Origin of the sequence: Delftia sp. WSY_22 (assembly GCF_043104185.1) — a bacterium.
Classification (GTDB): Bacteria; Pseudomonadota; Gammaproteobacteria; order Burkholderiales; family Burkholderiaceae_C; genus Comamonas; species Comamonas tsuruhatensis.
On record NZ_JBICKN010000024.1, the window covers coordinates 1 to 25183 of the forward strand.

The following is a 25183-nucleotide window of genomic DNA, read 5'->3' on the forward strand; positions in this document are numbered from 1 at the left end:
CTTGAATTCTAGCACAGTTTTTAGCGTCGTTGCAATCAAATTTCTTCGATTTTTTCAACACCAGCGATCTGCATCGCTCTCTTCAGCAGAGCCTTGCATTGTAGCACGTTTTTTAACGGTCTTACAAAACTCTGGAAGCTTCACTTTTCAGACATTTGCGTGTCATCGAGTGCAGGGGCGCAATTCTAGCACCAAAACTTGGCGGATGACTGGCGTCATCCGCCAAGTTTTTTCAAGCCGCCGCCAAGGCCTGTTCCAGAGCGTCGACGAAGAGGCTGGCCACGTCGCAGCCGGTCTGGTCATGGATCTCCTGGAAGCAGGTGGGGCTGGTCACATTGATCTCGGTGATGCACTGGCCGATGACATCGACACCGGCCAGCAGCAGTCCACGCTCCATGAGGAGGGGGCCGATCTCTTCGGCCATGGCCTTGTCGTGCTGGCTCAGAGGCTGGGCCACGCCCTTGCCGCCCGCTGCCAGGTTGCCGCGCACTTCGTTGCCCTGGGGAATGCGTGCCAGGCAATAGGGAACAGGTTTGCCGCCGATGACGAGCACACGCTTGTCGCCCTCGGTGATCTCGGGCAGGAATTTCTGCACCATGACGCTGCTGGCACCGCCCTGGTTCAGGGTTTCGATGATGCTGCCCAGGTTGCGGCCGTCGGCGCCCACGCGGAAGATGCCCATGCCGCCCATGCCGTCCAGCGGCTTGAGGATGATGTCCTGATGCTCTTCATGGAAGGCGCGGATGTCCTGCGCGCTGCGCGTGACCAGGGTCGGGCCGATGAATTGCGGGAATTCGAGGATGGCCAGCTTTTCCGGATGGTCTCGCAACGCCCTGGGCTTGTTGAAGACCTTTGCGCCTTCGCGCTCGGCCTGTTCCAGCAGGTGCGTGGAGTAGAAGTATTCGGAATCGAAGGGCGGGTCCTTGCGCATGAGGATGGCGTCGAAGCCCGCCAGCTCCTCCAGGCCTTCCTTGGAGATTTCAAACCACTGCCGGGCATCTCCCGTGAGCTGGATGTGCCGCACCTGGGCGACGACCTTGCCGCCGCGCTGCCAGGAAAGCTGCCTGGGTTCGCAGGCCACGATGGAGTGGCCGCGCCGCTGCGCCTCGCGCATCATGGCGAAGGTGGTGTCCTTGTAGGTCTGGAACGATTCGAGCGGATCGGCGACGAAGAGGATTTGCATGGGTTGTGTGCAGAAGGCGGCGGCCCGTGCCTCGCCTGTATGGGAGGCGGAAGTGGGGTGCCCGGGCCTGGGCCGCGTATCAGTCAGCCCGTGCACGTCGGTAATGTTGCACAAATAGCGCCAGGCTGCCCGCGACCACGCCCCAAAACGCCGAGCCGACTCCGGCTATCACCACGCCGCTGAGCGTCACCAGAAAGGTGATCAACGCAGCCTCCCTGTGTTCCTCCCCCTTGAGAGCTGTCGCCAGGCCGCTGCCTATGGAGCCCAGCAGGGCCAGTCCCGCTAGGCAGACCACCAGTTCCTTGGGGAAGGCGGTGAGCAGTCCCGTGACCACGGCGCCGAAGATGCCGATGACTATATAGAAGAGGCCACAGATCGCCGCCGCCGTGTAGCGGCGGGATTTGTCCTCATGGGCCTCGGGGCCCATGCAGATGGCAGCGGTGATGGCACTGAGGTTGAGCGCGTAGCCACCGAAGGGGGCCAGCACCAGGGTGGCGATGCCCGTCATGCTGATGATGCGGGAGATGGGCAGGTCGTAGCCGGTGGCACGGATGACGGCCACGCCGGGCAGGTTCTGCGAGGCCATGGTGACGACGAACAGGGGCAAGGCCAGACTCACCAGGGCGGGCACCGAGAACTGCGGCATGGTGAAGACTGGCCAGGCAAGGCCTGCATGCACGGCGGACCATTGCATTTGCCCGTTGAGCGCCACCCAGGCGATGGAGGCCACCAGCGTGGCGATGACCGCATAGCGCGGTGCCAGGCGGCGCGACAGCAGATAGGTCAGCAGCATGACCAGCACCAGGGGCAGCGCATCCCTGGCGGCGGCAAAGGCCTGCATGCCGAAGTTGGCCAGTACGCCCGCCAGGAGGGCGGCAGCGATTTCCATGGGGATGCGGTTCATGACGCGCTCGAACCAGCCTGTGGCTCCCACCAGGATGATCAGCCCCGCGCTGATGATGAAGGCGCCAATGGCCTCGCCCATGGAAAAGCCCCCGGCAAGCCCTGCCGTGGCAAGGACGGCTGCGCCTGGCGTGGACCAGGCGACCATGACCGGCATGCGCAGTATCAGCGAGGGCAGCAGAGAGCACAGGCCCATGCCCAGTCCCAGCGCCCAGATCCAGGACGTGATCTGCTCGGGCGTGGCATGGAAGGCCTGGGCGGCCTGAAAGACCAGGGCCACCGAGCTGGTGAAGCCCACGAGCACGGCCACGAAGCCGGCTGCGAAGGCAGAGGGACTCAAGTCACGGAAAAAGCGCATCGCGCGATTCTGTCACCACAGCCGCCGACCGTGCGATGCGCTGGCGACGCCTACAGCTCGATCTTGGAGCCCAGCTCCACCACGGAGTTGCTGGGCAGGTGCAGGAAGTCGGAGACACGGCTGGCGTTGCGGTGCATCTGGGCAAACAGCTTTTCGCGCCAGGGCGCCATGCGGTGGCTGATGCGCGGGATGATGACATCGCGCGACAGGAAGTAGCTGGTCTCCATGGCGTCGAGCTGGCAACCCCGGGGGCGCAGCAGGGACAGTGCCGCCGGCACGTCCGGTTCGTTCTTGAAGCCGTAGTTGATGATGACCTGCCAGCAGTCGCTGCCCAGCGCCTCGATCTCGGTGCGCTTGTCCAGGCCCACCCAGGGAATTTCATGGTTGCGCACCGTGACGAAGATGTTCTGGTTGTGCAGCACCTTGTTGTGCTTGAGGTTGTGCAGCAGGGCGTTGGGTACGGTGCCCGGTTCGCCGGAAAGAAAGACGGCCGTGCCCGTCACGCGCGCCGGCGGATGGCGCCAGACCGATTCGAGGAAGCTCTTGAGGTCGATGGCATCGGCCTGCAGCTTTTCGTGCAGCAGCTCGCGGCCCTTGCGCCAGGTCATCATCAGCGAGAACACCGTGCCGCCAATCAGCAGCGGGAACCAGCCGCCGTCGAACAGCTTGAGCAGGTTGGACGAGAAGAAGGCCAGGTCCACCAGGAAAAAGAATCCGGTGGCCGCGATGCACAGGGCCAGCGGGTAGTTCCAGCGGTAGCGGATCACGAAGAAGGTCAGCGTGGTGGTGATCAGCATGTCCAGCGTGACCGCAATGCCGTAGGCGGCCGCCAGGTTGCCGCTGGAGCGGAACAGCACCACGGCCAGCGCAATCGCCACGAACAGGCTCCAGTTGACCAGGGGCATGTAGATCTGGCCGGTCTCGCGCACGCTGGTGTGGCGCACTTCCAGGCGCGGCAGATAGCCCAGCTGTATGACCTGGCGCGTGACGCTGAAGGCGCCCGTGATCAGGGCCTGCGAAGCGATGACCGTGGCCATGGTGGCCATCAGCACCAGGGGCAGCAGCGCCCAGGCCGGGGCCATCATGTAGAAGGGATTCTTGACGGCGGCCGGGTTGGCCAGCAGCAGCGCCCCCTGGCCGAAGTAATTGAGCGTGAGGGCAGGCATGGCCACGGAGAACCAGGCCAGGCGGATGGGCTTCTTGCCGAAGTGGCCCAGGTCGGCGTAAAGCGCCTCCGCCCCGGTCACGCACAGCACGACGGCGCCCAGGATGATGAAACTGGTGCCGGGGTTGTCCCAGATGAAGCGCACTGCGAAGTGCGGGCTGATGGCCGCCAGGATTTCGGGATGGCCCGCGATCTGGTGCACGCCCAGCGCTGCGATGGTGGCAAACCAGACCAGGGTGATGGGGCCGAAAAACCGACCGATCCCCGCCGTGCCGTGCTTCTGGAACCAGAAAAGCAGGAAGAGGATCACCAGGGTCAGCGGGATCACGGCCTTGGTGAAGTGCGGAGAGACCACTTCCAGGCCTTCGACGGCCGAGAGCACGGAGATGGCCGGCGTGATCACGCCATCACCATAGAAAAGCGAAGTGCCGAAGATGCCGATGAGCAGCAGCACGTTGCGCAGGCGGGGCTTGTCCTTGACGGTCTGCGAGGCCAGGGCCAGCATGGCGACCAGGCCGCCTTCGCCGTTGTTGTCGGCACGCAGCACCAGGACCACGTACTTGAGCGAGACGATGACCGTCAGGGTCCAGAACAGCAGCGACAGAACGCCGTAGATGTTCTCCTGGGTGAACGGCACATGGCCGGAGCCGAAGACCTCCTTGACCGAATACAGCACGCTGGTGCCGATATCGCCATAGACCACGCCGATGGCGCCCAGGGTGAGCGCGGCCAACGAAGATTTGGTTTTCTGCACAGGTCTATGCGCCATCCCGTGGGGAGATGGCTTCAGTCAATTGAAATGCCGGCATTGTCCGCTGTCCTGATGACGAGCGCATCGGACAGCACCCCGATCAGTCGTAGATTTCCGCGTTGGGGTTGGTCGCCTCCAGCTCATAGCTGGCCGCCAGCATGGCGACCCGGGCCACCACGCCATACATGTAGAAGCGGTTGGGCATGCTGGCACCCGGGCGCGCGCCGATCTGGGGCAGCTGGGTGCTGTGCTGGAAGGCCAGCGGCACGAAGCCGGCTCCGGGCGCGTTGAGGTTTTCGTCCACATCGCGTTCGGGATGCATGCGGTAGAAGCCGCCGACCACGTAGCGGTCCATCATGTAGACCACGGGCTCGGCCACGGCGTTGTTCATGCGCTCCTGGGTGAGCACGCCTTCCTGGATGATCACGTCGTGCACGGTCTGGCCGTCCTTGATCATGCCCATCTTGTTGCGGCTCTTGCGCGGCAGCTCGGCCAGCTCCTTGGCATCGCGCACGGTCATCACGCCCATGCCATAGGTGCCGTTGTCGGCCTTGACGATGGCAAACGGCTTTTCCTTGATGCCGTACTCCTTGTACTTGCGGCGCACCTTGGCCAGCAGCACATCGACCTGTTCGGCCAGGCCTTCCATGCCCACGCCATTGGCGAAGTCGATGCCTTCGCTGCGCCCGAACAGCGGGTTGATCAGCCAGGGATCGATGCCCAGCAGCTTGCCGAAGCGCTTGGCCACTTCCTCATAGCTCTGGAAATGGCGGCTCTTGCGGCGCACGCTCCAGCCTGCATGCAGGGGGGGCAGCAGGTATTGCTCGTACAGCTCCTCGACGATGCCCGGGACGCCGGACGACAGGTCGTTGTTGAGCAAGATGGTGCAGGGATCGAAATCCTTGAGACCGATGCGGCGCTTGCTGCGGATCACCGGCTCCAGCGTCACCGTGTCGCCATGCGGCAGGGTGACGGTGGTGGTCTTCTTGACATCGGGGCTGATGGAGCCGATGCGCACGTTCAGACCGGCCATGTTGAAGATGCGCTTGAGCTGCACCACGTTGGCCAGGTAGTGCGTGTTGCGCGTGTGGTTCTCGGGAATGATGAGCAGATTGCGCGCTTCGGGGCAGATCTTCTCGATCGCCGCCATGGCCGCCTGTACGGCCAGCGGCAGCATTTCGTCGGTCAGGTTGTTCCAGCCCCCGGGGAAGAGGTTGGTGTCCACGGGTGCGAGCTTGAAACCGGCGTTGCGGATGTCCACCGAGCAATAGAAAGGCGGCGTGTGTTCCATCCATTCGAGCCGGAACCAGCGCTCGATCGCCGGCATGGAGTCGAGGATGCGCTGCTCAAGCTCGTTGATCGGGCCGGTCAGGGCCGTGATGAGATGTGGAACCATAAAGACCCTCTGGGTACGACGGTGGGGGGCAATTGTAGAGATTGGACCATGGTCTAGGTGTTTTCCCCAGTCTTTGCAGCGTCAGCGGCGCCAGAAAGCCGGCGAAAGCAAGGCCATGAAGCTGAGGATTTCCAGGCGCCCCAGCAGCATGGCCAGGGTGCAGACCCAGGTCTGGAATTCGGTGAGCACAGCATAGTTGGAGGACGGGCCCACCGCGCCCAGGCCCGGCCCCATGCAGTGCACGCTGGCCAGCACGGCGGAGAAGGCGGTCACCGGGTCCAGGTCGGTGAGCAGCAGCACCATGCTGAGTGTGATCACGGTGGCGCCATAGACCAGCATGAAGGCCAGCACCGAGAAGATCATGCGGTTGTCCACCACGCCGGTGCCCAGCCGCACGGGCTGCAAGGCGCGCGGATGCGCGAGCCGCGTGAGTTCACGCCGCGCCTGCTTGAGCAGGATGAGCATGCGCACCATCTTGATGCCGCCGCCCGTGGAGCCCGCACTGGTGGCCACACCCGACATCAGCAGCATGAGCACGGGCGCAAAGACGGGCCAGGTCAGGTAGTCCACCGTGGTGAAGCCGGTCGTCGTGGCCACCGAGACCACATGGAAGAGACCGTAGCGCAGGGCCTCCACGGGCCCGTACACGCCCTTGGCCCATAGCAGCAGCGCCACGATCAGCCCGCCTCCCAGCAGCACGGCCAGCGTGGCGCGCATTTCCGGATCGCGCCAGAAGCCGTCCCAGCGGCCCTTGCGCATGGCCACGAAGTACAGCGCGAAGTTGCAGCTGGCCAGCAGCATGAAGACCAGGGCGGTCAGTTCGATCAACGGCGAGTCGAAATACGCAAAGCTGGTGTCATGCGAGGACAGGCCACCGAGGCTGACGGTGGCGAACATGTGCATCAGCGCATCCAGCGGCGACATGCCTGCCGCCCAGAAGGCCAGCAGACAGGCCAGCGAGAACACGCCGTACACGCCCCACAGGCCCTTGGCGGTCTCGGTCACGCGCGGCGTCAGCTTGGTGTCCTTGATGGGGCCAGCGGCTTCGGCACGGAACAGCTGGGCGCCCCCCACGCCCAGCAGGGGCAGGATGGCCACGGCCAGGATCAGGATGCCCATGCCGCCCAACCATTGCAGGAAGGTGCGCCAGACATTGATGGACACAGGCAGCGCATCCAGCCCCGTGAGCACGGTGGCGCCGGTGGTCGTCAGGCCCGAGACGGCCTCGAAATAGGCATGGGTGAAGCTGATGCTCAGCCCCACATGGCCCATGCCCAGCACCAGAGGGAGCATGGCGCACAGCGGCAAAACCACCCAGACCAGGGTGACGAGGATGACGCCGTGGCGCGGCTGCAGCTCGCGCCGGAAGTGGTCCAGGCCTATCCACAGCGACAGCCCCGCAGCCGCCGTGATGCCGATGGCCCAGGGGTAGATGCGCCAGATGCCGTCGTCGGTGAACCAGGACACTGCAAAGGGCAGCAGCATGGACAGCGCAAACATGACCATGAGCATGCCAAGCACGCGCAGGACGGGTAACAGGTCGCGCATGGTGTCGGCTCAGAAGAAGGTGGCGCTGACGCGAAACAGGTTCTCCACGTCCCGTACCAGCCGCTTGTGGGGCAGGAAGAAGATCACGTGGTCGCCGCTCTCGATCACGGTGGTGCTGCGCGGGATGATGACCTCGGGCTCGGCACCGGCCGCGATTTCGTCGGCCGGCACGCCTTCGGGTATGCCGCGCACGATGAGGCCGATGTGGGCATCCTCGGGCACGCGCAGGTCCTCGACCTTGCGGCCGACCACGCGCGAGCTTTTGCGGTCGCCGCGCGCCACGATCTCCAGCGCCTCGGCCACGCCCCGGCGCAGGCTGTGCACGGCCTGCACGTCGCCGCGGCGCACATAGGCCAGCAGTTCGCCAAGCATGGCCTGGGCCGGCGACAGCGCAATGTCGATCTGCGTGCCGTGCATCAGGTCGGCGTAGGCACGCCGCGTGATCAGCGACAGCACGCGCCGCGCGCCCATGCGTTTGCCCAGCAGGCTGGCCATGATGTTGTTCTCATCGTCGTCGGTCAGGGCCAGGAACAGGTCCACGTCCTCCACGCTTTCATCGGCCAGCAGGTCCTCGTCGGTGGCATCGCCGTGCAGCACCAGCACCTCGGCCGGCAGCAGCGAGGCCAGGTCCTGGCAGCGCTGCTCGTCGGGCTCGATGATCTTGATGTGGAAGCGGCCCGGCACGCGCGACAGCTGCAGCGCCAGGCGCTGGCTGACCTGGTCACCGCCGGCGACCATGATGCGGTAGACCGGGCGCGAAGGCCGGCCGGCAGGCTGGTGGATGGCACGCAGCACCTCGGCCACATGCTCGCGCGCGGCCAGGATGAAGACCTCGTCGCCGGGCTCGATGCGCGTGTTGCCGTCGCAGCGGACGAAGCGGTCGGGCTCGTCCAGGAAACGCCGGTAGATGGCCACGATGCGCATGGCCAGCTCGGGCATGCAGTCGCGCAGCTCGCCGATGCGCTTGCCGACGGCGGGGGCGCCGTCGCGCGCGCGCACCGAGGCCAGTGCGGCCCGCCCGCCCGCGAAGGCACGCACCTGCATGGCTTCGGGAAACTCGATGAGCTTGCTGATGTAGTTGGTCAGCGATTCCTCGGGGCAGATGATGCGGTCGACGCCAAAGCCTTCCTTGCCCAGCAGCGCCTCGTCCTCGCCAAAGCCCGAGGAGCGCACGCGCGCGATGCGTGTGGGAATCTCGAACAGGACCTGGGCCAGCTTGCAGCACACAAGGTTGGTTTCGTCGAGCGCGGCGCAGGCGATCAGCAGGTCCGTGTCCTTGGCGCCGGCCTCGGCCAGCACATGGGGATCGATGCCGCTGCCCACGACGCCACGCAGGTCGAAGCGCGACTCCAGCTCGCGCAGGCGCCGTGCGTCGGTGTCGATCACCGTGATGTCGTTGCGTTCGGACACCAGGCTTTCTGCCACGCTGTAGCCCACACGGCCGGCGCCAAGAATGATGATTTTCATGGATTCATTGCAGTGCTGCGGTGCCGGCGCGGGGCATTCCGGCGCGCAGCACGGCTCGGTCAGGTGCGGACTTCGCCTTCACCCAGCACCACGTATTTGAGCGAGGTCAGGCCTTCGATGCCCACAGGACCGCGCGCATGGAACTTGTCGGTGCTGATGCCGATTTCCGCGCCCAGGCCGTACTCGAAGCCATCGGCAAAGCGCGTGCTGGCATTGACCATGACGCTGGCCGAGTCCACTTCGCGCAGAAAGCGCTGGGCGTGCATATGGTCGCGCGTCAGGATGGCGTCCGTGTGGTGGCTGGAGTAGCGGTTGATGTGGGCGATGGCCTCGTCCACGCCGGACACGATCTTGACGCTGATGATGGGCGCCAGATATTCCTCGCTCCAGTCCTGCTCGGTGGCCTCGGCCAGTTGAGCACCGGCCACAGACTTCAGGATGGCCAGCGATTCGGGGCAGCCGCGCATCTCCACGCCCTTGGCGGCGTAGATGGCGCCGATCTTCGGCAGGAATTCGGCGGCCACGCCGCGCGCCACCAGCAGGCTTTCACTGGCATTGCAGGGGCTGTACTTGTTGGTCTTGGCGTTGTCGGCCACCTTGACGGCCATGGCGATGTCGCAGGGATCATCGACATAGGTGTGGCAATTGCCGTCCAGGTGCTTGATGACGGGCACCTTGGCCTCGCGGCTGATGCGCTCGATCAGGCCCTTGCCGCCGCGCGGGATGATGACGTCCACGTAGTCGGGCATGGCGATGAGCTGGCCCACGGCCTCGCGGTCCGTGGTCTGCACCAGCTGCACGCCGTGCTCGGGCAGGCCGGCTTCGGCCAGCGCCCTGGCGACGAGGGCAGCCAGCGCCTTGTTGGAGTCGATGGCCTCGGAGCCGCCGCGCAGGATGCAGGCGTTGCCGCTCTTGATGCTGAGGCTGGCCGCCTCGATGGTCACGTTGGGGCGGCTTTCGTAGATCATGCCGAACACGCCGATCGGCACACGCATCTGGCCTACGCGGATGCCGCTGGGCATTTGCTTCATGCCGATGATCTCGCCGATCACATCGGCCATGGAGGCCAGCTGCTCACATCCCTGGGCACAGGTTTCCAGCACCTTGGGCGTCAGGCGCAGGCGGTCCACCATGGGAGCGGACAGGCCGTTGGCCACGGCGCGTTCGAGGTCACGGGCGTTGTCGGTCTGCAACGGCTCCACGTTCTCCCGCAGCAGGCGCGCCAGCGCCAGCAGGGCGCGGCTTTTGACGGCAGCCGAGGCTCGGGCCATCTGGGCGGAGGCCACTTTGGCCTGAACGCCCAGGTTGTGGGTGTATTCGACGATATTGAGCGCGTTCATTCCGAGATTCTCGCCGAGTTGCGCCCATTTGCGCACCGAGAGCGGGCATGCCCCGCGCCAACATGCGGCTGGGATGCGGCTGGGATGCGTCCTCGCACGGCCACCAGAGGGCAAACCCCGCGTTCCGGCGGCCGGCAGGATGTCGCGGCCACCCTACACTGCTGCCGAGTACGCAGAGGTTTTCCCGCCATGTCCACCAGCCACGACACTCTTCTCGCCGCCCAGCAGCTCGCACAGTTGCGCGCGGGCTTCGCCCAACTGGCACAGCAGCAGCTGCCGGCCGCCGTGCTCGGGCAGCAGGCCAGGGCTTCCTCGGAGTTGCTGCAGGCCCTGCCGCCGCGCTACGGCGAAGTGCTGCTCAATCTGCTGGACCGATTGGAGTCCAGCGCGCTGTTCAGCGAGGAAAGCTGCTCCTTCAGCCAGAAGGACCTGCTGGACAACCTCGAGACCTGGGCCACCAAGGCCCAGGCGCAGCTGGAAAAGACGAGCTAGGAACGGGGTACGTCAGCCCTTGGCGCCGGCCTGGGCCAGGTCCATGGCCAGGCGGCGCAGGGCCTGCCAGCCGTCGCGTGGCCAGCCCTCGAAGGCCAGGCCCTTGACGATGCCGTCCACCGCGTGGGCCGATTGCAGCAGGCGCGCGGCCTGGGCGTCGGTGATGCGCGGCAGCAGGCGCTCGAACAAACGCTCCTTGACGCCCCAGACGCGCTGGGCGCGCAGGGCCATGGGCAGGGGCTGACCTGCGGCCATGGCGTCCTTGACGCGGCAGATGGAGCGGATGTCCTCGGCCAGGGTCCAATGCACCAGCACCTCGGCCGTGCCCTCGGCCTGCAGGCCGTCGAGCATGCGCGAGACGCGCGCCAACTGGCCGGACAGCACGGCCTCGGACAGCTTGAACACGTCGTAGCGCGCCACATTGAGCACTGCCTGCTCCACCTGCGCCTGGCTCAGCTTGCCGGCGGGGTGCAGCAGGGCCAGTTTCTGGATCTCCTGGTGTGCGGCCAGCAGGTTGCCCTCGACGCGGTCGGCAAAGAACTGCAGCGTGCGCTGGCCTTCCTCGCCGGGTGCCACGCGCTGGCCCTGGGCTGCCAGGCGCTGGGCAATCCAGGCCGGCAGCTGGCCGCGCTCTATGGGATCGATCTGCAGCGTCATGCCCTGGGCTTCCAGCGCGCTGAACCAGGCGCCGGTCCTGGTGGCCTTGTCCAGGCGCGGCAGCATGACCAGGGTGAGCGTGCTGTCATTGCCGCGCGCCGCCTCGGCGATCTGCTGCAGCGCGGCGCCGCCGTCCTTGCCGGGCTTGCCCGAGGGAATGCGGATCTCGATGATCTGCCGATCGGCAAACAGCGACAGCGAACCACCGGCCGCCAGCACGGCACTCCAGTCGAAATGGGCGCCGGCCACGGTGTAGCTGCTGCGCTCGGTGTAGCCCGCGGCGCGCGCGGCGGCACGGATGGCGTCGGCAGCCTCCTGCTGCTGCAGCGGCTCGTCGCCGTGCAGCACGTAGAGCGAGCGCAATCCCTTGGCCAGATGGCCGCCGAGCTGGTTCAGGGCAAGCTGCATGGGGCTCAGGTCAAGCTCTTGACGGCCGACAGGCGGCGCAGCAACTGCTGGACGATGTCGGTACGCATGTCCTTGTAGAGCATGGCCTCCTCGGCCTCCTTGGACAGCGCATTGGTTTCGTTGTACGTCACGTCGCGCTGCTGCAGGATCTCGGTCTCGGGGATCGGCTCGTCTCCATTGGGCGTGCGCAGCTTGAAGCGCACGCGCAGGCGCAGCTGCAGCTCGCGCACCTGGCCCAGCGCGTTCATGCCAACGATGACCCGCTCCTGCCGCTCGCTGATGATCTGGAAGATCGCATCCGCATCGTCGGGCGATGCCGGATCGCGCAGCACGGTCAGCTTGTCGCTGGCACTGGCCAGGTTGCGCGACAGCTCCCGCGCCACCGGAGAGCCCCGGCCCGCCTGGATGTAGAGCGAGCGGAACACGAAGGTCGGCACCCCCCGCAGGCGAAAGCCGCAGGCCCCCAGCAGCGGAGCCAGGGCCAGGGTGGTGAGCAGGGTACGTTTTTGCATATCAGTTCTCCAAGGCGCTTGCGCCACTCACAGCCCTTGCAACGGTCGCGCCCAAAGCGAGGGACACCGAGCAAGGGCCGCCCCGCAGCGAGGGTGTCGCCCCCCCCGCGAAGCGAGAGGGGGAAGGCGCGCAGCGCCTCAGGGGGCATGCCATGGCCTAGACCACGACGTTGACCAGGCGGCCCGGCACCACGATCACCTTCTTGGGCGCCGCGCCATTGGTGAACTTCTGGCATTCCTCGTTGGCCAGGGCAATGCGCTCGATCTCGGCCTTGTCGGCCGTCGAGGACACGAGGATGGCCCCGCGCAGCTTGCCATTGACCTGCAGCACCAGAGAGATCTCGTCCTGCACCAGGGCCAGGGGATCGACCTGGGGCCAGGGCGCGTCCAGCACATCGCCCAGGTGGGCGGCGTAGCCCAGTTCGCTCCACAGCACATGGGCCAGGTGGGGCGTTGCCGGGTAGAGCACGCGCAGCAGGACGCCGAAGCCTTCGATCAGCGCCACCTGGGCGCCCGCGTCGTCGTGGGACTTGAAGTCCTCCAGCGCGTTGATCATCTTCATGGCGCCCGAGACCACGGTGTTGTACTGCATGCGCTGGTAGTCGTACTCCACCTGCTTGAGCACGGTGTGGATCTCCAGGCGCAGGGCCTTGGCGGCCTTGCCGAATGCCACGTCGTCCAGCGACTTGGCGCCGGCCACGCTCTGCACGGCGCCGGCCATGTCCATCTGCGACAGTTTGGCGCCGAAGTTGTAGACGCGGCGCAGGAAGCGGTAGCTGCCTTCGACGGCGGCATCGTTCCACTCCAGCGTCAGCTCGGGCGGCGCGGTGAACATGGTGTACAGGCGCGCGGTGTCGGCGCCGTACTTCTCGATCAGCTCCTGCGGATCGATGCCGTTGTTCTTGGACTTGGACATGGTGCCCACGCCCTCGTAGTCGATGTCCGTGCCCACGGGCAGCAGGCCGTCGGCGCTGTCCACCTCGGCCTTGAGCCTGGCGCCCACGATCTTGCCGGTCTCGTCGAACACATGCTCGACATCCTTGGGCCAGAAGTACTCCTTGGCACCCTTGGCCGTGCGGCGGCTGTAGATGTGGTTGAGCACCATGCCCTGGGTCAGCAGCTTGGTGAAGGGCTCATCGACCTTGACCAGGCCCAGGTCGCGCATGACCTTGGTCCAGAAACGCGCGTACAGCAGGTGCAGGATGGCGTGCTCGATGCCGCCGATGTACTGGTCCATGCCGCTGCCGCCGGTGGCGGCATGCTGGTCCCGCATCCAGTAGTCCGTGCCCTTGCCCACCATCTGCTCGCTGTTCCTGGCGTCGCAATAGCGCATGAAGTACCAGGACGAGTCCACGAAGGTGTCCATGGTGTCGGTCTCGCGGCGCGCGCTCTTGCCGCAGCAGGGGCAGACCACGCCGGCGTGGAAGGCTTCGCTCTTGACCAGGGGGTTGCCCGAGCCATCGGGCACCAGGTCCTGGGGCAGGACCACGGGCAGGTCCTTGGCAGGCACGGGCTGGGCGCCGCAGTCCTCGCAGTGGATGATGGGAATCGGCGTGCCCCAGTAGCGCTGGCGGCTCACGCCCCAGTCGCGCAGGCGCCAGGTGGTTTTCTTCTCGCCAAGGCCCTTGGCGGCCAGCAGTTCGGCCACCTTGTCCACGGCAGCCCCATGGGGCAGGCCGTCGAGTTCGCCGGATTCGATGCAGACAGCGCGCTGCTTGTCGCCGTACCAGTCGGCCCATGCCTCGGTGCTGAAGGTCTCGCCCTCGACCGCGATGACCTGGCGGATGGCGATGCCGTACTTCTTCGCAAAGGCGAAGTCGCGCTCGTCATGCGCGGGCACGCCCATGACGGCGCCGTCGCCGTAGCTCATGAGCACGTAGTTGCCGACCCAGACCTCGACCTGGGCACCCGTCAGCGGATGGGTGACGAACAGGCCCGTGGGCAGGCCTTCCTTTTCCTTGAGCGCGAGTTCGGCCTCGGTGGTACCGCCCTTCTTGCATTCTTCGATGAAGGCCGCGAGCTTGGGCTGCGATGCCGCGGCATGCTGGGCCAGCGGGTGCTCGGGCGCCACGGCGCAGAAGGTCACGCCCATGATGGTGTCGGCGCGCGTGGTGAACACATACAGGCGCCCGTCCTGGATGGGCTGGCCGTCGGTGCCACGGATGTCGTGGGTGAAGGCGAAGCGCACGCCCGCGCTCTTGCCGATCCAGTTTTCCTGCATCAGGCGCACTTTTTCAGGCCAGCCGGTCAGCGTGGCCTTGTCGCCGCCCACCTGGACATGGTCCAGCAGCTCCTGGGCGTAGTCGGTGATCTTCAGGTAGTAGCCGGGGATTTCGCGCTTTTCGACCGGCGCGCCCGTGCGCCAGCCGCGGCCGTCGATGACCTGCTCGTTAGCCAGCACGGTCTGGTCCACCGGGTCCCAGTTCACGATCTGGGTCTTGCGGTAGGCAATGCCCTTTTCCAGCATCTGCAGGAACAGCCACTGGTTCCACTTGTAGTAGTCGGGATCGCAGGTGGCCACTTCGCGGCTCCAGTCGATGGCCAGACCCATCGCCTGCATCTGCTTTTTCATGTAGGCGATGTTGTCGTAGGTCCACTGCGCAGGCGGCACCTTGTTCTTGAGCGCCGCGTTCTCGGCCGGCAGGCCGAAGGCATCCCAGCCCATGGGCATGAGGACGTTGTAGCCCTTCATGCGCAGCTGGCGCGCCAGCATGTCGTTGATGGTGTAGTTGCGCACATGGCCCATGTGCAGCTTGCCGCTGGGGTAGGGCAGCATGGAGCAGGCGTAGAACTTGGGCTTGGCCTGGTCTTCGGTCACGCGGTAGGCGTCGCGGGCGGACCAGTGGTCTTGCGCTGCGCGCTCAACGTCGATGTGGTTGTATTTCTCTTGCATGGTGCTGCGGCCCCAAGGGCCGGACAAGGTGGCCGGACGAGCCGGATGGCCGGAATCAACCGACGATTTTAGGGCCCCGGCCCGCCGGTGCCGCAAGCAGCCCACAAGCCCGCAGGCGGTACTGCGCCATCGGCACCCGGTTGCCCGGCCGCCGCGCGGGGAAAAGCCGCGCTGCGTATGCTTGGCACCCTCTGTGGCAGTGCGCCGCAGACGTTCCGCCATCGCCAGCCCGGACTTGCGCAGGAACGGATACGGACATCCCGGGCATGCCGCTATCGCGCGGCAGGTTTTTCCGCGCCCTGGAGTTTTCTCTTGCTGAACTGGTCTTTGATTTCCGGCTGGGATCCCGTCATGCAGGCCCTGGCTGCGCTGTGCGCGCTGGTGCTGCTGGCCCGCTCCGCGGGTTTTGTCGTGCAATGGCTGCTGTTGCGCGTGCTGCCGCGCATGCGCAGCACGCTGGTGGAGATGGAGTGGGCCCAGGTGCTGCTGCACGACAGCGTGCTGCAGCGGCTGGCCAAGGCCGTGCCTTCGCTGGTCATGCAGTCCGGCGTGCAGGCCATACCGCAGCTGCAGCCGCAGTGGGCCACCCTGATCCTGAACCTGGCCATCGCCTGCACCATCTACCACGTGGCCCGCGTGGTCAGCGCCCTGCTCAATGCCATGAACGAGGCGCACGACCTCAAGGAAGAGCGCAAGGCCACGCAGGCGCACTCGATCAAGAGCTATGTGCAGCTGGGCAAGCTGCTGGTGTTCCTGATCGCCATCGTGCTCATCGTCGCCACCCTGGTGGACCGCTCGCCGCTGCTGCTGCTGTCCGGCCTGGGCGCGGCCTCGGCCGTGCTGATGCTGATCTTCAAGGACACCATCATGTCCTTCGTGGCCGGCGTGCAGCTGGGCTCCAACGACATGCTGCGCGTGGGCGACTGGATCGAGATGCCCCAGGTCGGCGCCGACGGCTTCGTGATCGACATCGCGCTGCACACGGTCAAGGTGCAGAACTGGGACAAGACCATCACCACCATTCCGACCTGGCGGCTGATGAGCGACAGCTACAAGAACTGGCGCGGCATGTTCGAGTCGGGCGGGCGCCGCATCCGCCGCTCGCTGCACATAGACGCCCACACCATCCGCCTGCTGACGGCAGAGCAGCGGCAGAAATTGTCATTGCTCGAGCCCCTCAAGGACTATTGGAGCAGTGATGGCGGCCTGCGCATGGCCGATGCGCCGGCGGGCAGCGAGATGGCAGCGCAGCATCTGAGCAATCTGGCCGCGTTCAAGGCCTATGCATACGCCTACCTGCTGCGCCATCCGCACATCCACAAGACACCGAACATGTTCCTGCTGGTGCGCACCATGGAGCCTTCTCCCATGGGGGTGCCGCTGGAGCTGTTTTGCTACACCAGCACCACGGTCTGGGTGGAGTACGAGGCCATACAGGGCGCGATCTTCGATCACCTGATCGGCATGCTGCCGCTGTTCGGGCTCAGTCTGTACCAGCGCTCCTCGGACCATGGCCAGCATCTGCGGCTGGCGGGCAACGAGCGCTGGCCCGAAGGACAGGACTAGGTTCGCGGGCACAGGCCCGGCGGCGCTTGAGCGCTTGAGCGCTTGAGCGCCTGATCGCTTCAGCGCCCGGCGCCGGTGGGACCCAGGACGGCTGCGGGTTTTCCATCCTGGTTTCGCGCCGGCTCGGCCACGAAGCCTATGCGCGTCAGCCCTGCCGCGTGGGCCCAGCCCATGAGTTCGGCCACGCGGCCATAGGGCACGGCCTGGTCGGCACGCAGTTGCAGTTCTGCCTGGGGGTTGCGCGCGCCGAGCTGAGCGAGGCGCTCACGCAGCGCATCCGCCGTGGCGGGCTGGCCCTGCATCCAGAGCGCGCCCTTCGCATCGACCTCCAGCAGCAGCGCATCGTCCTCGCCCGCGGCGGCCATGGGCTGGGTGCCCTGGGCCTGGGGCAATTGCACGCGCAGCGAGGCGGCCAGCATGGGTGCCGCGAGGATGAAGATGACGACGAGCACCAGCATCACATCCACCAGCGGGGTGACGTTGATGGCGTGCATGGGCTGGGAGGAGCTTTCCTTGCCGCTCAGTCGTCCAAAGGCCATGTGCGATCCTGGCGAGCCGCCCCGTCAGGGCGCTTCCATGGGGCCGGCCGACAGGCCGGCGACGGCCATGCCGTCATCGTGCGGCGCCTGCTCGGCCGGCTGGGTGCCGAACATGGCCTGCAGGTCATGGGCAAAGCCTTCCAGCAGGGCCTCCATCTGGGCCGCGGCCCGGCCCAGCAGGTTGTAGGCCAGCACGGCCGGCAGGGCCACGGCCAGTCCGGCCGCCGTCATCACCAGGGCCTCGCCCACCGGGCCGGCCAGTTGTTCGATGCCGATCTGCCCGCTGCCCGCCAGCGTGGCCAGCGCGTGGTGAATGCCCCAGACGGTGCCCAGCAGGCCGACAAAAGGTGCCGTGGCGCCCACCGTGGCCAACAGGGTCTGGCCCCATTGCAGCTGGTGGCTGGCCGATTGCAGCGCCTGGCGAAGCCCCCGCGTCAGGCGGACGGAATGCGCCGCGCGTCCCGCAAGCGCCAGGCCGCTGCCCATGGGTGCCAGCGCCTGTGTCACGGCCTCGGCCATGGGTGCCACCAGTTGCTGGCGATCCCCCTCGCCCATGCGGGCCTGGCCCGAGGCCAGGTCCGGCGCGCTCCAGAAGGCCGCAATGGCCTGGGGAACGCGGCGCCGGCTGGCGGCCATGAACCAGACCTTCCAGACGATGACCACCCAGCTGGCCACCGACAGCGCCAGCAGCAGCAGCGCCGTGCCGCGCGCGACGGCATCGCCTTGCTGCCACCAGAGCCAGAGTGGACCGCTCATGGTCTTACCTTGCCCGTGCTGCGAGCCTCGTCACAGGCCCAATACGGCGTACATGTCGTACTGGCCGCTGGTCTTGCCCGCCAGGAAGCGCGCGGCACGCAGGCTGCCCTGGGCATAGCCGGCACGGCTGCTGGACTTGTGCGAGATCTCGATGCGCTCGCCCGTGCCCGCAAACAGCACCGTGTGGTCGCCGATGATGTCGCCACCGCGCACGGTGGCAAAGCCGATGGTGTTGTCCTCGCGCGCACCGGTGTGGCCGAAGCGCTCGTAGACGGCGCGGTCGGCCAGCTTCGTGCCCTGGGCTTCGGCGATGACCTCGCCCATCTTGAGGGCGGTGCCCGAAGGCGCATCCACCTTGTGGCGGTGGTGGGCCTCGACGATCTCGATGTCGTAGCCGCTGGACAGGGCCTTGGCCGCCATCTCCAGCAGCTTGAAGGTCACGTTCACGCCCACGCTCATGTTGGGCGACAGCACCACGGCCGTGCGCTGGGCGTACTCGGCGATGCGGGCCTTTTGCTCGTCGCTGAAGCCCGTGGTGCCGATGACCAGCCTGACGCCCAGTTCGGCGCAGATGGCCAGGTGCTCCAACGTGCCCTCGGGGCGCGTGAAGTCGATCAGGCAGTCGGCCTTGGACAGCGCGGCGCGCACATCGCTTTCGATGACGATGCCGCTGGCCAGGCCCAGGAAGGCCGAGGGATCGGTGCCCAGCGCAGGGCTGTCGGGACGGTCCAGCGCGGCGGTCAGCGCAAGGTCATCGCTTTGCGCGATGGCCTCGATCAGCATGCGGCCCATGCGGCCGGAGGCGCCGGCCACGGCCACGCGCAGGCGCTGGTTGTTGCTGGAGGAAGTGGCGGTCGTGGCGTTCATGTCGGGAAAGAGATGCAAAGGCTCAATGCGTGGAAAGTGGACTGCCCGGGCGCACGGCAGGCACCGCGGCAGCCGCCATCCACGGAAAAACGCCCGCATGCCTTGCGGCGCGCGGGCGGCGATATCAGCGGGCGCCGGGCTCCAGTGGCGGATAGCTGGCCGCCGCGGGCGGCGGCTCGGCGGCCACGGGCTCTTCGACCGGCTTGGCAGCGGGGAACTTGGACAGTTGCTCCTCGCTGGCTTCCAGCTGAGGAATCTTGCCCAGCTTCTTCTTGGAGCCCAGGCTGGCGACGAATTCGGCCTCGGTGGGCATCTCGTCGCCTTCGGAGCGGGCGAACAGGTCGCCGTTGAAGAAGACGGTCAGCTTGCGCACCTGGGAATCGACGCCGGGACGCTTGATGGTGAACACATATTCCCAGCGGTCGGCGTGGAATACGCTGGTGACCAGCGGCGTGCCGAGGATGTCACGCACCTGCTGGCGGCTCATGCCGGGCTGCAGGGCCTCGACCTGTTCGCGGGAGACGAAGTTGCCTTGGACGACCTCGACCTTGTAGGGAGTGACGACATTGGCGACTCGGTGCGCGGCGCCATCGAGGCTGCTGCAGCCTGCCAGCGCCACCCCGATCAACAGCATCAGGGCCGCACTGGCGCGGCAACGGGCTTGAACATGCATTGGTATCAGCATAGGGATATGATCGTGGATCATTGTAGCGGCTGGTCCCTGGGGCTTGCGATCATGCGACGCCCCTGGCACCAGGGCCATTTTGTTCGCCGTCCCGCACCTGCCGTGGTGGCAGCCCAGCGGGCAGTCTCTGCCAAAGACCCAGACATGAAGAACATCGACGAACTCAAGAGTACCGGCCTGAAGGCCACGCTGCCCCGCCTGAAGATCCTGGAGATCTTCCAGACGGGTGCGCAACGCCACATGACGGCCGAAGACGTGTTCCGCGTGCTGCTGGACGAGCGTTCGGACATCGGCCTGGCCACGGTCTACCGCGTGCTCACGCAGTTCGAGCAGGCAGGCATCCTCATCCGCAGCAATTTCGAGAGCGGCAAGGCCGTCTACGAGCTCAATGAAGGCCAGCACCACGACCACTTTGTCTGCACCAGCTGCGGCAAGGTCGAGGAGTTCTACGATCCCGATATCGAAAAGCGCCAGAACCTGATCGCCAAGGCCAAGGGCTGGGTGATCCAGGACCATTCGATGGCCCTGTACGGACAGTGCGCTGAATGCGCGAGCCGGCCCAGCAAATAAGGCCGGGTCCCTCAGAAAAAGCGGAGTGTGAAGCACTCCGCTTTTTTTTGCCTTTTACTTTTTGCTACCGGCGCTTTACAGGGCGAAGCACATGGGTGGAGGATGCTGGAGTCCAATGGATGCCCCCTACCCACCGAGACACCATGCGCCGCACTTCGCCGTTCGCCATCGCTCTCACTTTCTCCGCCATCGTCCTGGCCACAGGCTGTGCGCCCTTGCAGGCCCCGCCGTCGTCCGCAGCGGCCGCGCTGCAGGGAGTGGCCGAGGCACCGCTCACCGCCGCGCAGCGCCAGCAATGGCTGGACCGCGTCACCTGGGGCGCCACCGACAGCGAGGATGCGCAGCTGCAGCGCCTGGGCCTCAAGGCCTGGCTGGCCCGGCAACTGCAGCCGGGGCCTCAGCCGCTGCCTGCGCAGGCGCAGCAGCGCATTGATGGGCTGGGCATCAGCCAGCGCCCCATGGACCAGGTGCTGCTGGAGCTGGGCGACCAGCGCAAGGCCGTGCAGGAAGCCGCATCGGCCGATGAAAAGGCCGCGCGGCAGCAGGCCTACCAGCGCACGCTGAACAAGCTGGGCAGCGATGCCCAGAAGCGCTTCGTGATCCGCGCGCTGTACTCGCCGGCACAGCTGCAAGAGCAGATGACCTGGTTCTGGATGAACCATTTCAGCGTCAGCCTGCGCAAGGCCGATATCCGCGCCTGGGTGGGCGACTACGAGGAGCAGGCCATACGCCCGCATGCGCTGGGCAGTTTCCGCAGCCTGCTGGAGGCCTCGCTGCGCCACCCGGCCATGCTGCGCTACCTGGACAACGCCAGCAATGCGGCGGGCCGCATCAACGAAAACTACGCGCGCGAGCTGCTGGAGCTGCACACCATGGGCGTGGGCAGCGGCTACACCCAGGCCGACGTGCAGGAGATGGCGCGCATCCTGACAGGCGTGGGCATCAATCTGCAGCCGGCCGGCACGCCGCCGCCGCGCATGCGCGCCGGGCGCCAGGGCGACTACCTGCGCTCGGGATTCTTCGAGTTCAATCCCAACCGGCACGACTACGGAGCCAAGACCTTCCTGGGCCAGCCCCTGCACGCGCGCGGCATGGCCGAGGTCCAGGAGGCGCTGGACCGCATCGTCGCCGCGCCGGCCACGGCGCAGTTCATCGCGCACAAGCTGGCGGTGTTCTTCATTGCCGACGATCCGCCGCCGGCCCTGGTGCAGCGCACGGCACAGGCCTTCACGCGCAGCCGGGGCGACATCGCAGCCACCGTGGCGGCGCTGCTGACCGATCCGGAGGCCGCGCGCTTTGGCCGCAAGTTCCGCGATCCGCTGCACTACGTGCTGGCCGCCACGCGGCTGTCGGTGGACCAGCGCGTGGCGGCCGACGTGGCGCCCGTGCTGGGCTGGATCAACCGGCTGGGCCAGAACCTCTACGCGCATGAGACGCCGGACGGCTACCCGCAGATGCAGTCCGACTGGGCCAGTTCGGGCCAGATGGCGGCACGCTTCGAGGTGGCGCGCCAGATCGCCACGCGCAGCGCCGTGCTGTTTCGCGCCGACCCCAAGGAGGCGCTGGAGAAGCCGCCCTACCCCATGCTGTCGGAACGGGCCAGCGTGCGCCAGCGCCTGCCCCAGTGGAGCCAGGCCACGCAGGCGGCACTGGCCCAGGCCCGCAATCCGGCGGACTGGAATACCTACTTCCTGTCCGCACCCGAGATGATGTTCCGCTGAACCCCGGAGACTTTCCATGCAGCGACGCCACTTCCTGACCATGGCATCGGCCCTGCCCTTTGCCGCCCACCTGGGCCGGCTGCAGGCGGCCGCCCTCCAGCCAGCCACGCCGCGCCTGCTGCTGGTGTTTCTGCGCGGTGCCTATGACTGCAACAGTCTGCTGGTGCCCACGCACAGCGACTTCTACTACGAGGCCCGTCCCAGCATTGCCATCCCCCGTTCCGGCGAGGCCGGTGGCGCGCTGGCGCTGGATGGCCGCTGGGGCCTGCATCCGATGCTGGAGGACAGCATCCATCCGCTGTTCCAAGCCGGCCAGGCCTGCTTCGTGCCCTTTGCAGGCACGCACGACCTGTCGCGCAGCCATTTCGAGACACAGGACTCCATCGAACTGGGCCAGGGCCTGGACGGGCGCCGCAGCTACCAGTCGGGCTTTCTGAACCGGCTGGCCCAGGTGCTGGGGCAGGACGGGCGGGGCCCGGTGTCGCCCATGTCGTTCACGCCCCAGTTGCCACTGCTGCTGCGTGGCGGCCTGCCGTCCGCCAACATGGCCCTGGCGTCCGTGGGCAAGGGCGGGCTGGACGATAGACGCAGCCAGGCCATTGCCGCCATGTACGCAGGCACTGCCCTGGGCACGGCCGTGCAGGAGGGCTTTGCCGTGCGCGATGCGGTGCAGCGCAGCGTGCAGGAAGAGATGGACCAGGCCGGGCGCGACGCCATCAGCGCGCGGGGCTTTGCGCTGGTGGCGCAGCGCATGGCGGCCCTTATGCGCGATCGCTTCGACCTGGGCTTCGTCGATGTAGGCGGCTGGGACACGCATGTGGCCCAGGGCGGCGCCACAGGCGCGCTGGCCGGACGGCTGGACGAGCTGGGCCGGGGCCTGGCCGGTTTTGCCCAGGAGATAGGTCCCGAGGCCTGGCGCCATACGGTGGTGGTGGTGATCAGCGAATTCGGCCGCACCTTCCGCGAGAACGGCAACAAGGGCACGGACCACGGCCACGGCACGACCTACTGGCTGCTGGGCGGCGGGCTGTCCGCGCGCGCGGGCGGTCGCATCGTGGGAGAGCAGGTCGAGGTCAACCAGAAAAACCTGTTCCAGAACCGCGACCATCCCGTGCTCAACGAGTACCGCGCCGTGCTGGGCGGCCTGTTCCGGCGCATGTATGGATTGAGTCCCGCCCAGCTGCAGCGTGTCTTCGAAGGCGCGACGCCCCGCGACCTGCAACTCGTCTGACTACGGCAGCGCCTGCGGCGGCACTGGCACGCCGGACAGCTTGTCGGGATTGCGCAGCGTGTAGATGCGGCGGATCAGGCCGTCTTCGACCAGCAGCGTCTGCACGGATTCCAGCTCGCCGTCGATGCAGCGCAGCAGGCCCGGCAAGCCGTTGACGCGCGCCAGGTGCAGGGTCTGGCGCTGGCCGTTGCGCCGCATGCGGCGCGTGGTGGCGAAGTACAGCAGGGCCAGGCGCCGGCCGGTCTCCAGCACGCGGCCGAACGAGGGCACCTTGCCGCCGCCGTCGCTGATGAGTTCGGCATCGGGCGCGAACAGCGCCTGGATCTGCGCAAAGTCCCCACCCTGCACGGCCTGCGCAAAGCGCTGCAGCAGCGCGGCATGGGCCTCGGGCGGCGCCGCAAAGCGCGGGCGGCCGGCCTGCACATGGCTGCGGGCGCGGTGCACTAGCTGGCGGCAGGCGGCCTCGCTGCGGCCCAGGGCCTGGGCCACCTCGGCATAGTCGGCATCGAAGACCTCGCGCAGCAAAAAGGCGGCGCGCTCGTCGGGCGTGAGCTGCTCGAGCACGAACATCAGCGCCGTGGACACGTCGTGGGCACGCTCCAGCAGGTCTTCGGCCGAGGGTGCGGACTCCTCGGCCCAGGGCTGGACCAGGGGCTCGGGCAGCCAGAAGCCCTGGTAGTGCTCGCGCTCGGCGCGCAGGCGGCGCAGCCGGTCTATGGCCAGGCGCGTGGTCACGGAGACCAGCCAGGCCTCGGGCTGCTCTATGCCGGCGCGCTCGGCGCCATGCCAGCGCAGCCAGGCCTCCTGGACCAGGTCCTCGGCATCGGCGCGCTGGCCGAGCATGCGGTAGGCCAGGCCGAACAGGCGCGGGCGGTGGCGCTCGAACAGGGCCAGGGGATCGTCGGTGGCGGAGGAGGTCTGCATGCCATCAAGACGCGGGAGCGTGGCGTTGTGTGACAGACAGGGCCGGCATGGTGCTCGGTGCCTTGGTGACTCAGTGGGGCTGCGGAGCCTGCAGCACGCTGGGATCGGTGTGGATCAGCTCCAGCGGGTAGCGGCGGCCGGCCAGGTAGTCCTCTATGCTTTGCATCACCAGCGGACTGCGGTGCTGGGCGGTGCAGGCCTTGAGTTCGTCCAGCGTCATCCAGACCGTGCGGATGATGCCGTCGTCCAGCGGCTGGCCGGCCCGGAAGTCACCCAGCTCGCCCGTGAAGGCAAAGCGCAGATAGGTGATGTCGGAGCCGGTGCGCGTGCGCACGAAGCGGTTCAGGTAGACGCCGACCAGGGCCGTGGGCACGAAGTCGTGCGCCGTCTCCTCATCGACCTCGCGCACACAGGCGGTGATGGGCGACTCGGCAGGGTCGAGATGGCCGGCGGGGGTGTTGTAGCGCACGCCATCGGCCGTGTCTTCTTCCACCAGCAGAAAACGGCCATCGCGCTCAATGATGGCCGCCACAGTGACATTGGGTTTCCAGCGATCGGGCATGGCGCGCATTATGACCAGAGGCGGCCGGCCCGTCCCCGGCCAAAAACCCCATCACCGCGCCTTGCAGACCACCACGCGACACGGCACCCTGTAGCGCCCCGTAGCGCCGCCCTACAGCGGCCGGGCCATGTACAGCGCACCGTCGCCGTAGCTCACCAGGCGCTGCTGCTGCAGCGGATCGGTCAACGCCTGCACGGCATAGCCATGGCGCTCCCAGTAGCCGCGCGAGCCCTGCACCGACACCAGGGCCGTGTGGCGCAGGCCCTCGGCGCGCGCCCGCTCCCACAGCGGCGCCAGCAGCGCACGGGCCAGGCCCTGGCCTGCGGCCTCGGGGTGCACGGCCATGTCGTGCAGGTACAGGGTGTCGGCCTGCTCAACGGCCTCGAAGTCACCGTGCAGCGGCGTGATCTTGGCCATGAGGCTGCGGTAGGCCGCGAGATAGGCGCGCACACGGCCGTCCTGCTCCAGTGCCAGCGAGCAATGGGCCGTGCCGGCCAGGCGCCGCGCAAAGACCTCGCCGCTCTCGGCATAGTCCTCGCCATAGCAGGCCCGCTGGATGTCCAGCAGACCGGGCAGGTCGGCGGCGGTCAGTGCGCGGACATGGAAGCGGTCAGCGGCAGGCAAGGAAGAGAATGGAGAAGGCGAACAAGACATGGGCAGGACAGGCAGGTGCCGGAGACAGGCCGCCC

Annotated in this window: 22 protein-coding genes; 5 read left to right on the forward strand and 17 right to left on the reverse strand. The window is 67.0% G+C overall.

All coding sequences use genetic code 11. The features are described 5' to 3' along the window. Nucleotides 1-232: 232 nt before the first annotated feature. The 7 genes from gshB to ACF8NF_RS13390 form a co-directional block, all read right to left on the reverse strand. On the reverse strand, nt 233-1183 hold the full coding sequence (gene gshB, locus ACF8NF_RS13360) for a glutathione synthase (RefSeq protein ID WP_016454229.1): 951 nt from the start codon (nt 1181-1183) through the stop codon (nt 233-235). 79 nt (nt 1184-1262) lie between these two features. Next, nucleotides 1263-2444, reverse strand: a complete 1182-nt coding sequence (locus ACF8NF_RS13365; RefSeq protein WP_160850952.1) for a benzoate/H(+) symporter BenE family transporter — start codon at nt 2442-2444, stop codon at nt 1263-1265. 50 nt (nt 2445-2494) lie between these two features. After that, nucleotides 2495-4363 (reverse strand): potassium transporter Kup, encoded by a 1869-nt coding sequence (locus ACF8NF_RS13370; RefSeq protein ID WP_026062036.1) that lies wholly within the window; start codon nt 4361-4363, stop codon nt 2495-2497. A gap of 97 nt (nt 4364-4460) precedes the next feature. Further along, a complete protein-coding gene (gene gshA, locus ACF8NF_RS13375; RefSeq protein ID WP_012207794.1) occupies nt 4461-5756 on the reverse strand; it encodes a glutamate--cysteine ligase in 1296 nt (431 codons plus the stop codon). Nucleotides 5757-5837: 81 nt separating this feature from the next. Next, nucleotides 5838-7304, reverse strand: coding sequence for a TrkH family potassium uptake protein (locus ACF8NF_RS13380; RefSeq protein ID WP_016447201.1), 1467 nt, complete (start codon nt 7302-7304; stop codon nt 5838-5840). 9 nt (nt 7305-7313) lie between these two features. Further along, on the reverse strand, nt 7314-8771 hold the full coding sequence (trkA, locus tag ACF8NF_RS13385; protein ID WP_016447202.1) for a Trk system potassium transporter TrkA: 1458 nt from the start codon (nt 8769-8771) through the stop codon (nt 7314-7316). A gap of 59 nt (nt 8772-8830) precedes the next feature. Continuing rightward, the gene (locus ACF8NF_RS13390; protein WP_016447203.1) at nt 8831-10111 is read right to left on the reverse strand and encodes a glutamate-5-semialdehyde dehydrogenase; all 1281 of its coding nucleotides are present in this window, start codon (nt 10109-10111) and stop codon (nt 8831-8833) included. 189 nt (nt 10112-10300) lie between these two features. Here ACF8NF_RS13390 and ACF8NF_RS13395 point away from each other — a divergent pair, with 189 nt between their 5' ends. Beyond that, the gene (locus tag ACF8NF_RS13395; protein ID WP_016447204.1) at nt 10301-10603 is read left to right on the forward strand and encodes a hypothetical protein; all 303 of its coding nucleotides are present in this window, start codon (nt 10301-10303) and stop codon (nt 10601-10603) included. Between the two features lie 12 nt (nt 10604-10615). Here the strand turns inward: ACF8NF_RS13395 and holA are convergent, their stop codons facing one another. The 3 genes from holA to leuS all read right to left on the reverse strand — a co-directional run bounded on the left by holA (nt 10616) and on the right by leuS (nt 15073). After that, the gene (gene holA / locus ACF8NF_RS13400; protein ID WP_392450715.1) at nt 10616-11668 is read right to left on the reverse strand and encodes a DNA polymerase III subunit delta; all 1053 of its coding nucleotides are present in this window, start codon (nt 11666-11668) and stop codon (nt 10616-10618) included. Nucleotides 11669-11673: 5 nt separating this feature from the next. Continuing rightward, nucleotides 11674-12180: an LPS assembly lipoprotein LptE gene (lptE, locus tag ACF8NF_RS13405; protein WP_392450716.1), complete on the reverse strand. Its 507-nt coding sequence runs from the start codon at nt 12178-12180 to the stop codon at nt 11674-11676. Between the two features lie 157 nt (nt 12181-12337). Beyond that, the gene (gene leuS, locus ACF8NF_RS13410; protein WP_392450717.1) at nt 12338-15073 is read right to left on the reverse strand and encodes a leucine--tRNA ligase; all 2736 of its coding nucleotides are present in this window, start codon (nt 15071-15073) and stop codon (nt 12338-12340) included. Nucleotides 15074-15424: 351 nt separating this feature from the next. Between leuS and ACF8NF_RS13415 the strand changes: the two genes are divergently transcribed. Then, nucleotides 15425-16639, forward strand: a complete 1215-nt coding sequence (locus tag ACF8NF_RS13415) for a mechanosensitive ion channel family protein (protein ID WP_213757988.1) — start codon at nt 15425-15427, stop codon at nt 16637-16639. A gap of 59 nt (nt 16640-16698) precedes the next feature. Here the strand turns inward: ACF8NF_RS13415 and ACF8NF_RS13420 are convergent, their stop codons facing one another. From ACF8NF_RS13420 to ACF8NF_RS13435, 4 genes are all read right to left on the reverse strand, one after another. Then, a complete protein-coding gene (locus ACF8NF_RS13420) occupies nt 16699-17178 on the reverse strand; it encodes a biopolymer transporter ExbD (RefSeq protein ID WP_016447209.1) in 480 nt (159 codons plus the stop codon). A gap of 24 nt (nt 17179-17202) precedes the next feature. Beyond that, nucleotides 17203-17934 carry a MotA/TolQ/ExbB proton channel family protein gene (locus ACF8NF_RS13425; protein WP_392450718.1) on the reverse strand — a complete coding sequence of 244 codons (732 nt, stop codon included), beginning with the start codon at nt 17932-17934 and terminating at the stop codon, nt 17203-17205. Nucleotides 17935-17964: 30 nt separating this feature from the next. Then, nucleotides 17965-18801, reverse strand: a complete 837-nt coding sequence (gene dapB / locus ACF8NF_RS13430; protein WP_017407286.1) for a 4-hydroxy-tetrahydrodipicolinate reductase — start codon at nt 18799-18801, stop codon at nt 17965-17967. A 124-nt stretch (nt 18802-18925) separates the two neighbouring features. Continuing rightward, the gene (locus ACF8NF_RS13435) at nt 18926-19474 is read right to left on the reverse strand and encodes an outer membrane protein assembly factor BamE (protein ID WP_016447212.1); all 549 of its coding nucleotides are present in this window, start codon (nt 19472-19474) and stop codon (nt 18926-18928) included. A gap of 156 nt (nt 19475-19630) precedes the next feature. Here ACF8NF_RS13435 and fur point away from each other — a divergent pair, with 156 nt between their 5' ends. From fur to ACF8NF_RS13450, 3 genes are all read left to right on the forward strand, one after another. Further along, nucleotides 19631-20056 carry a ferric iron uptake transcriptional regulator gene (gene fur, locus ACF8NF_RS13440; RefSeq protein WP_013804774.1) on the forward strand — a complete coding sequence of 142 codons (426 nt, stop codon included), beginning with the start codon at nt 19631-19633 and terminating at the stop codon, nt 20054-20056. 143 nt (nt 20057-20199) lie between these two features. Further along, the gene (locus ACF8NF_RS13445; protein WP_392450725.1) at nt 20200-21777 is read left to right on the forward strand and encodes a DUF1800 domain-containing protein; all 1578 of its coding nucleotides are present in this window, start codon (nt 20200-20202) and stop codon (nt 21775-21777) included. Nucleotides 21778-21793: 16 nt separating this feature from the next. After that, on the forward strand, nt 21794-23008 hold the full coding sequence (locus ACF8NF_RS13450; RefSeq protein WP_046987749.1) for a DUF1501 domain-containing protein: 1215 nt from the start codon (nt 21794-21796) through the stop codon (nt 23006-23008). Here ACF8NF_RS13450 and sigJ read toward each other — a convergent pair whose 3' ends face one another. From sigJ to ACF8NF_RS13465, 3 genes are all read right to left on the reverse strand, one after another. Then, nucleotides 23009-23932 carry an RNA polymerase sigma factor SigJ gene (gene sigJ, locus ACF8NF_RS13455; RefSeq protein ID WP_016454217.1) on the reverse strand — a complete coding sequence of 308 codons (924 nt, stop codon included), beginning with the start codon at nt 23930-23932 and terminating at the stop codon, nt 23009-23011. It lies immediately after the preceding gene. Nucleotides 23933-24002: 70 nt separating this feature from the next. Beyond that, nucleotides 24003-24503 carry an NUDIX hydrolase gene (locus tag ACF8NF_RS13460; RefSeq protein WP_017407282.1) on the reverse strand — a complete coding sequence of 167 codons (501 nt, stop codon included), beginning with the start codon at nt 24501-24503 and terminating at the stop codon, nt 24003-24005. A gap of 102 nt (nt 24504-24605) precedes the next feature. After that, nucleotides 24606-25148 carry a GNAT family N-acetyltransferase gene (locus ACF8NF_RS13465; RefSeq protein ID WP_126312527.1) on the reverse strand — a complete coding sequence of 181 codons (543 nt, stop codon included), beginning with the start codon at nt 25146-25148 and terminating at the stop codon, nt 24606-24608. Nucleotides 25149-25183 lie beyond the last annotated feature (35 nt).

Excerpts from the sequence above, each read along its gene's own strand:
- ACF8NF_RS13460 (WP_017407282.1), bottom strand. The coding sequence starts at position 24,503 with ATGCGCGCCATGCCCGATCGCTGGAAACCCAATGTCACTGTGGCGGCC.
- ACF8NF_RS13450 (WP_046987749.1), top strand. The coding sequence starts at position 21,794 with ATGCAGCGACGCCACTTCCTGACCATGGCATCGGCCCTGCCCTTTGCC.
- ACF8NF_RS13465 (WP_126312527.1), bottom strand. The coding sequence starts at position 25,148 with ATGTCTTGTTCGCCTTCTCCATTCTCTTCCTTGCCTGCCGCTGACCGC.
- dapB (WP_017407286.1), bottom strand. The coding sequence starts at position 18,801 with ATGAACGCCACGACCGCCACTTCCTCCAGCAACAACCAGCGCCTGCGC.
- ACF8NF_RS13380 (WP_016447201.1), bottom strand. The coding sequence starts at position 7,304 with ATGCGCGACCTGTTACCCGTCCTGCGCGTGCTTGGCATGCTCATGGTC.
- ACF8NF_RS13415 (WP_213757988.1), top strand. The coding sequence starts at position 15,425 with ATGCAGGCCCTGGCTGCGCTGTGCGCGCTGGTGCTGCTGGCCCGCTCC.
- fur (WP_013804774.1), top strand. The coding sequence starts at position 19,631 with ATGAAGAACATCGACGAACTCAAGAGTACCGGCCTGAAGGCCACGCTG.
- ACF8NF_RS13435 (WP_016447212.1), bottom strand. The coding sequence starts at position 19,474 with ATGCATGTTCAAGCCCGTTGCCGCGCCAGTGCGGCCCTGATGCTGTTG.
- trkA (WP_016447202.1), bottom strand. The coding sequence starts at position 8,771 with ATGAAAATCATCATTCTTGGCGCCGGCCGTGTGGGCTACAGCGTGGCA.
- holA (WP_392450715.1), bottom strand. The coding sequence starts at position 11,668 with ATGCAGCTTGCCCTGAACCAGCTCGGCGGCCATCTGGCCAAGGGATTG.
- ACF8NF_RS13420 (WP_016447209.1), bottom strand. The coding sequence starts at position 17,178 with ATGGCCTTTGGACGACTGAGCGGCAAGGAAAGCTCCTCCCAGCCCATG.
- ACF8NF_RS13365 (WP_160850952.1), bottom strand. The coding sequence starts at position 2,444 with ATGCGCTTTTTCCGTGACTTGAGTCCCTCTGCCTTCGCAGCCGGCTTC.
- sigJ (WP_016454217.1), bottom strand. The coding sequence starts at position 23,932 with ATGCAGACCTCCTCCGCCACCGACGATCCCCTGGCCCTGTTCGAGCGC.
- gshA (WP_012207794.1), bottom strand. The coding sequence starts at position 5,756 with ATGGTTCCACATCTCATCACGGCCCTGACCGGCCCGATCAACGAGCTT.
- gshB (WP_016454229.1), bottom strand. The coding sequence starts at position 1,183 with ATGCAAATCCTCTTCGTCGCCGATCCGCTCGAATCGTTCCAGACCTAC.
- ACF8NF_RS13390 (WP_016447203.1), bottom strand. The coding sequence starts at position 10,111 with ATGAACGCGCTCAATATCGTCGAATACACCCACAACCTGGGCGTTCAG.
- ACF8NF_RS13395 (WP_016447204.1), top strand. The coding sequence starts at position 10,301 with ATGTCCACCAGCCACGACACTCTTCTCGCCGCCCAGCAGCTCGCACAG.
- ACF8NF_RS13445 (WP_392450725.1), top strand. The coding sequence starts at position 20,200 with ATGCGCCGCACTTCGCCGTTCGCCATCGCTCTCACTTTCTCCGCCATC.
- lptE (WP_392450716.1), bottom strand. The coding sequence starts at position 12,180 with ATGCAAAAACGTACCCTGCTCACCACCCTGGCCCTGGCTCCGCTGCTG.
- leuS (WP_392450717.1), bottom strand. The coding sequence starts at position 15,073 with ATGCAAGAGAAATACAACCACATCGACGTTGAGCGCGCAGCGCAAGAC.
- ACF8NF_RS13425 (WP_392450718.1), bottom strand. The coding sequence starts at position 17,934 with ATGAGCGGTCCACTCTGGCTCTGGTGGCAGCAAGGCGATGCCGTCGCG.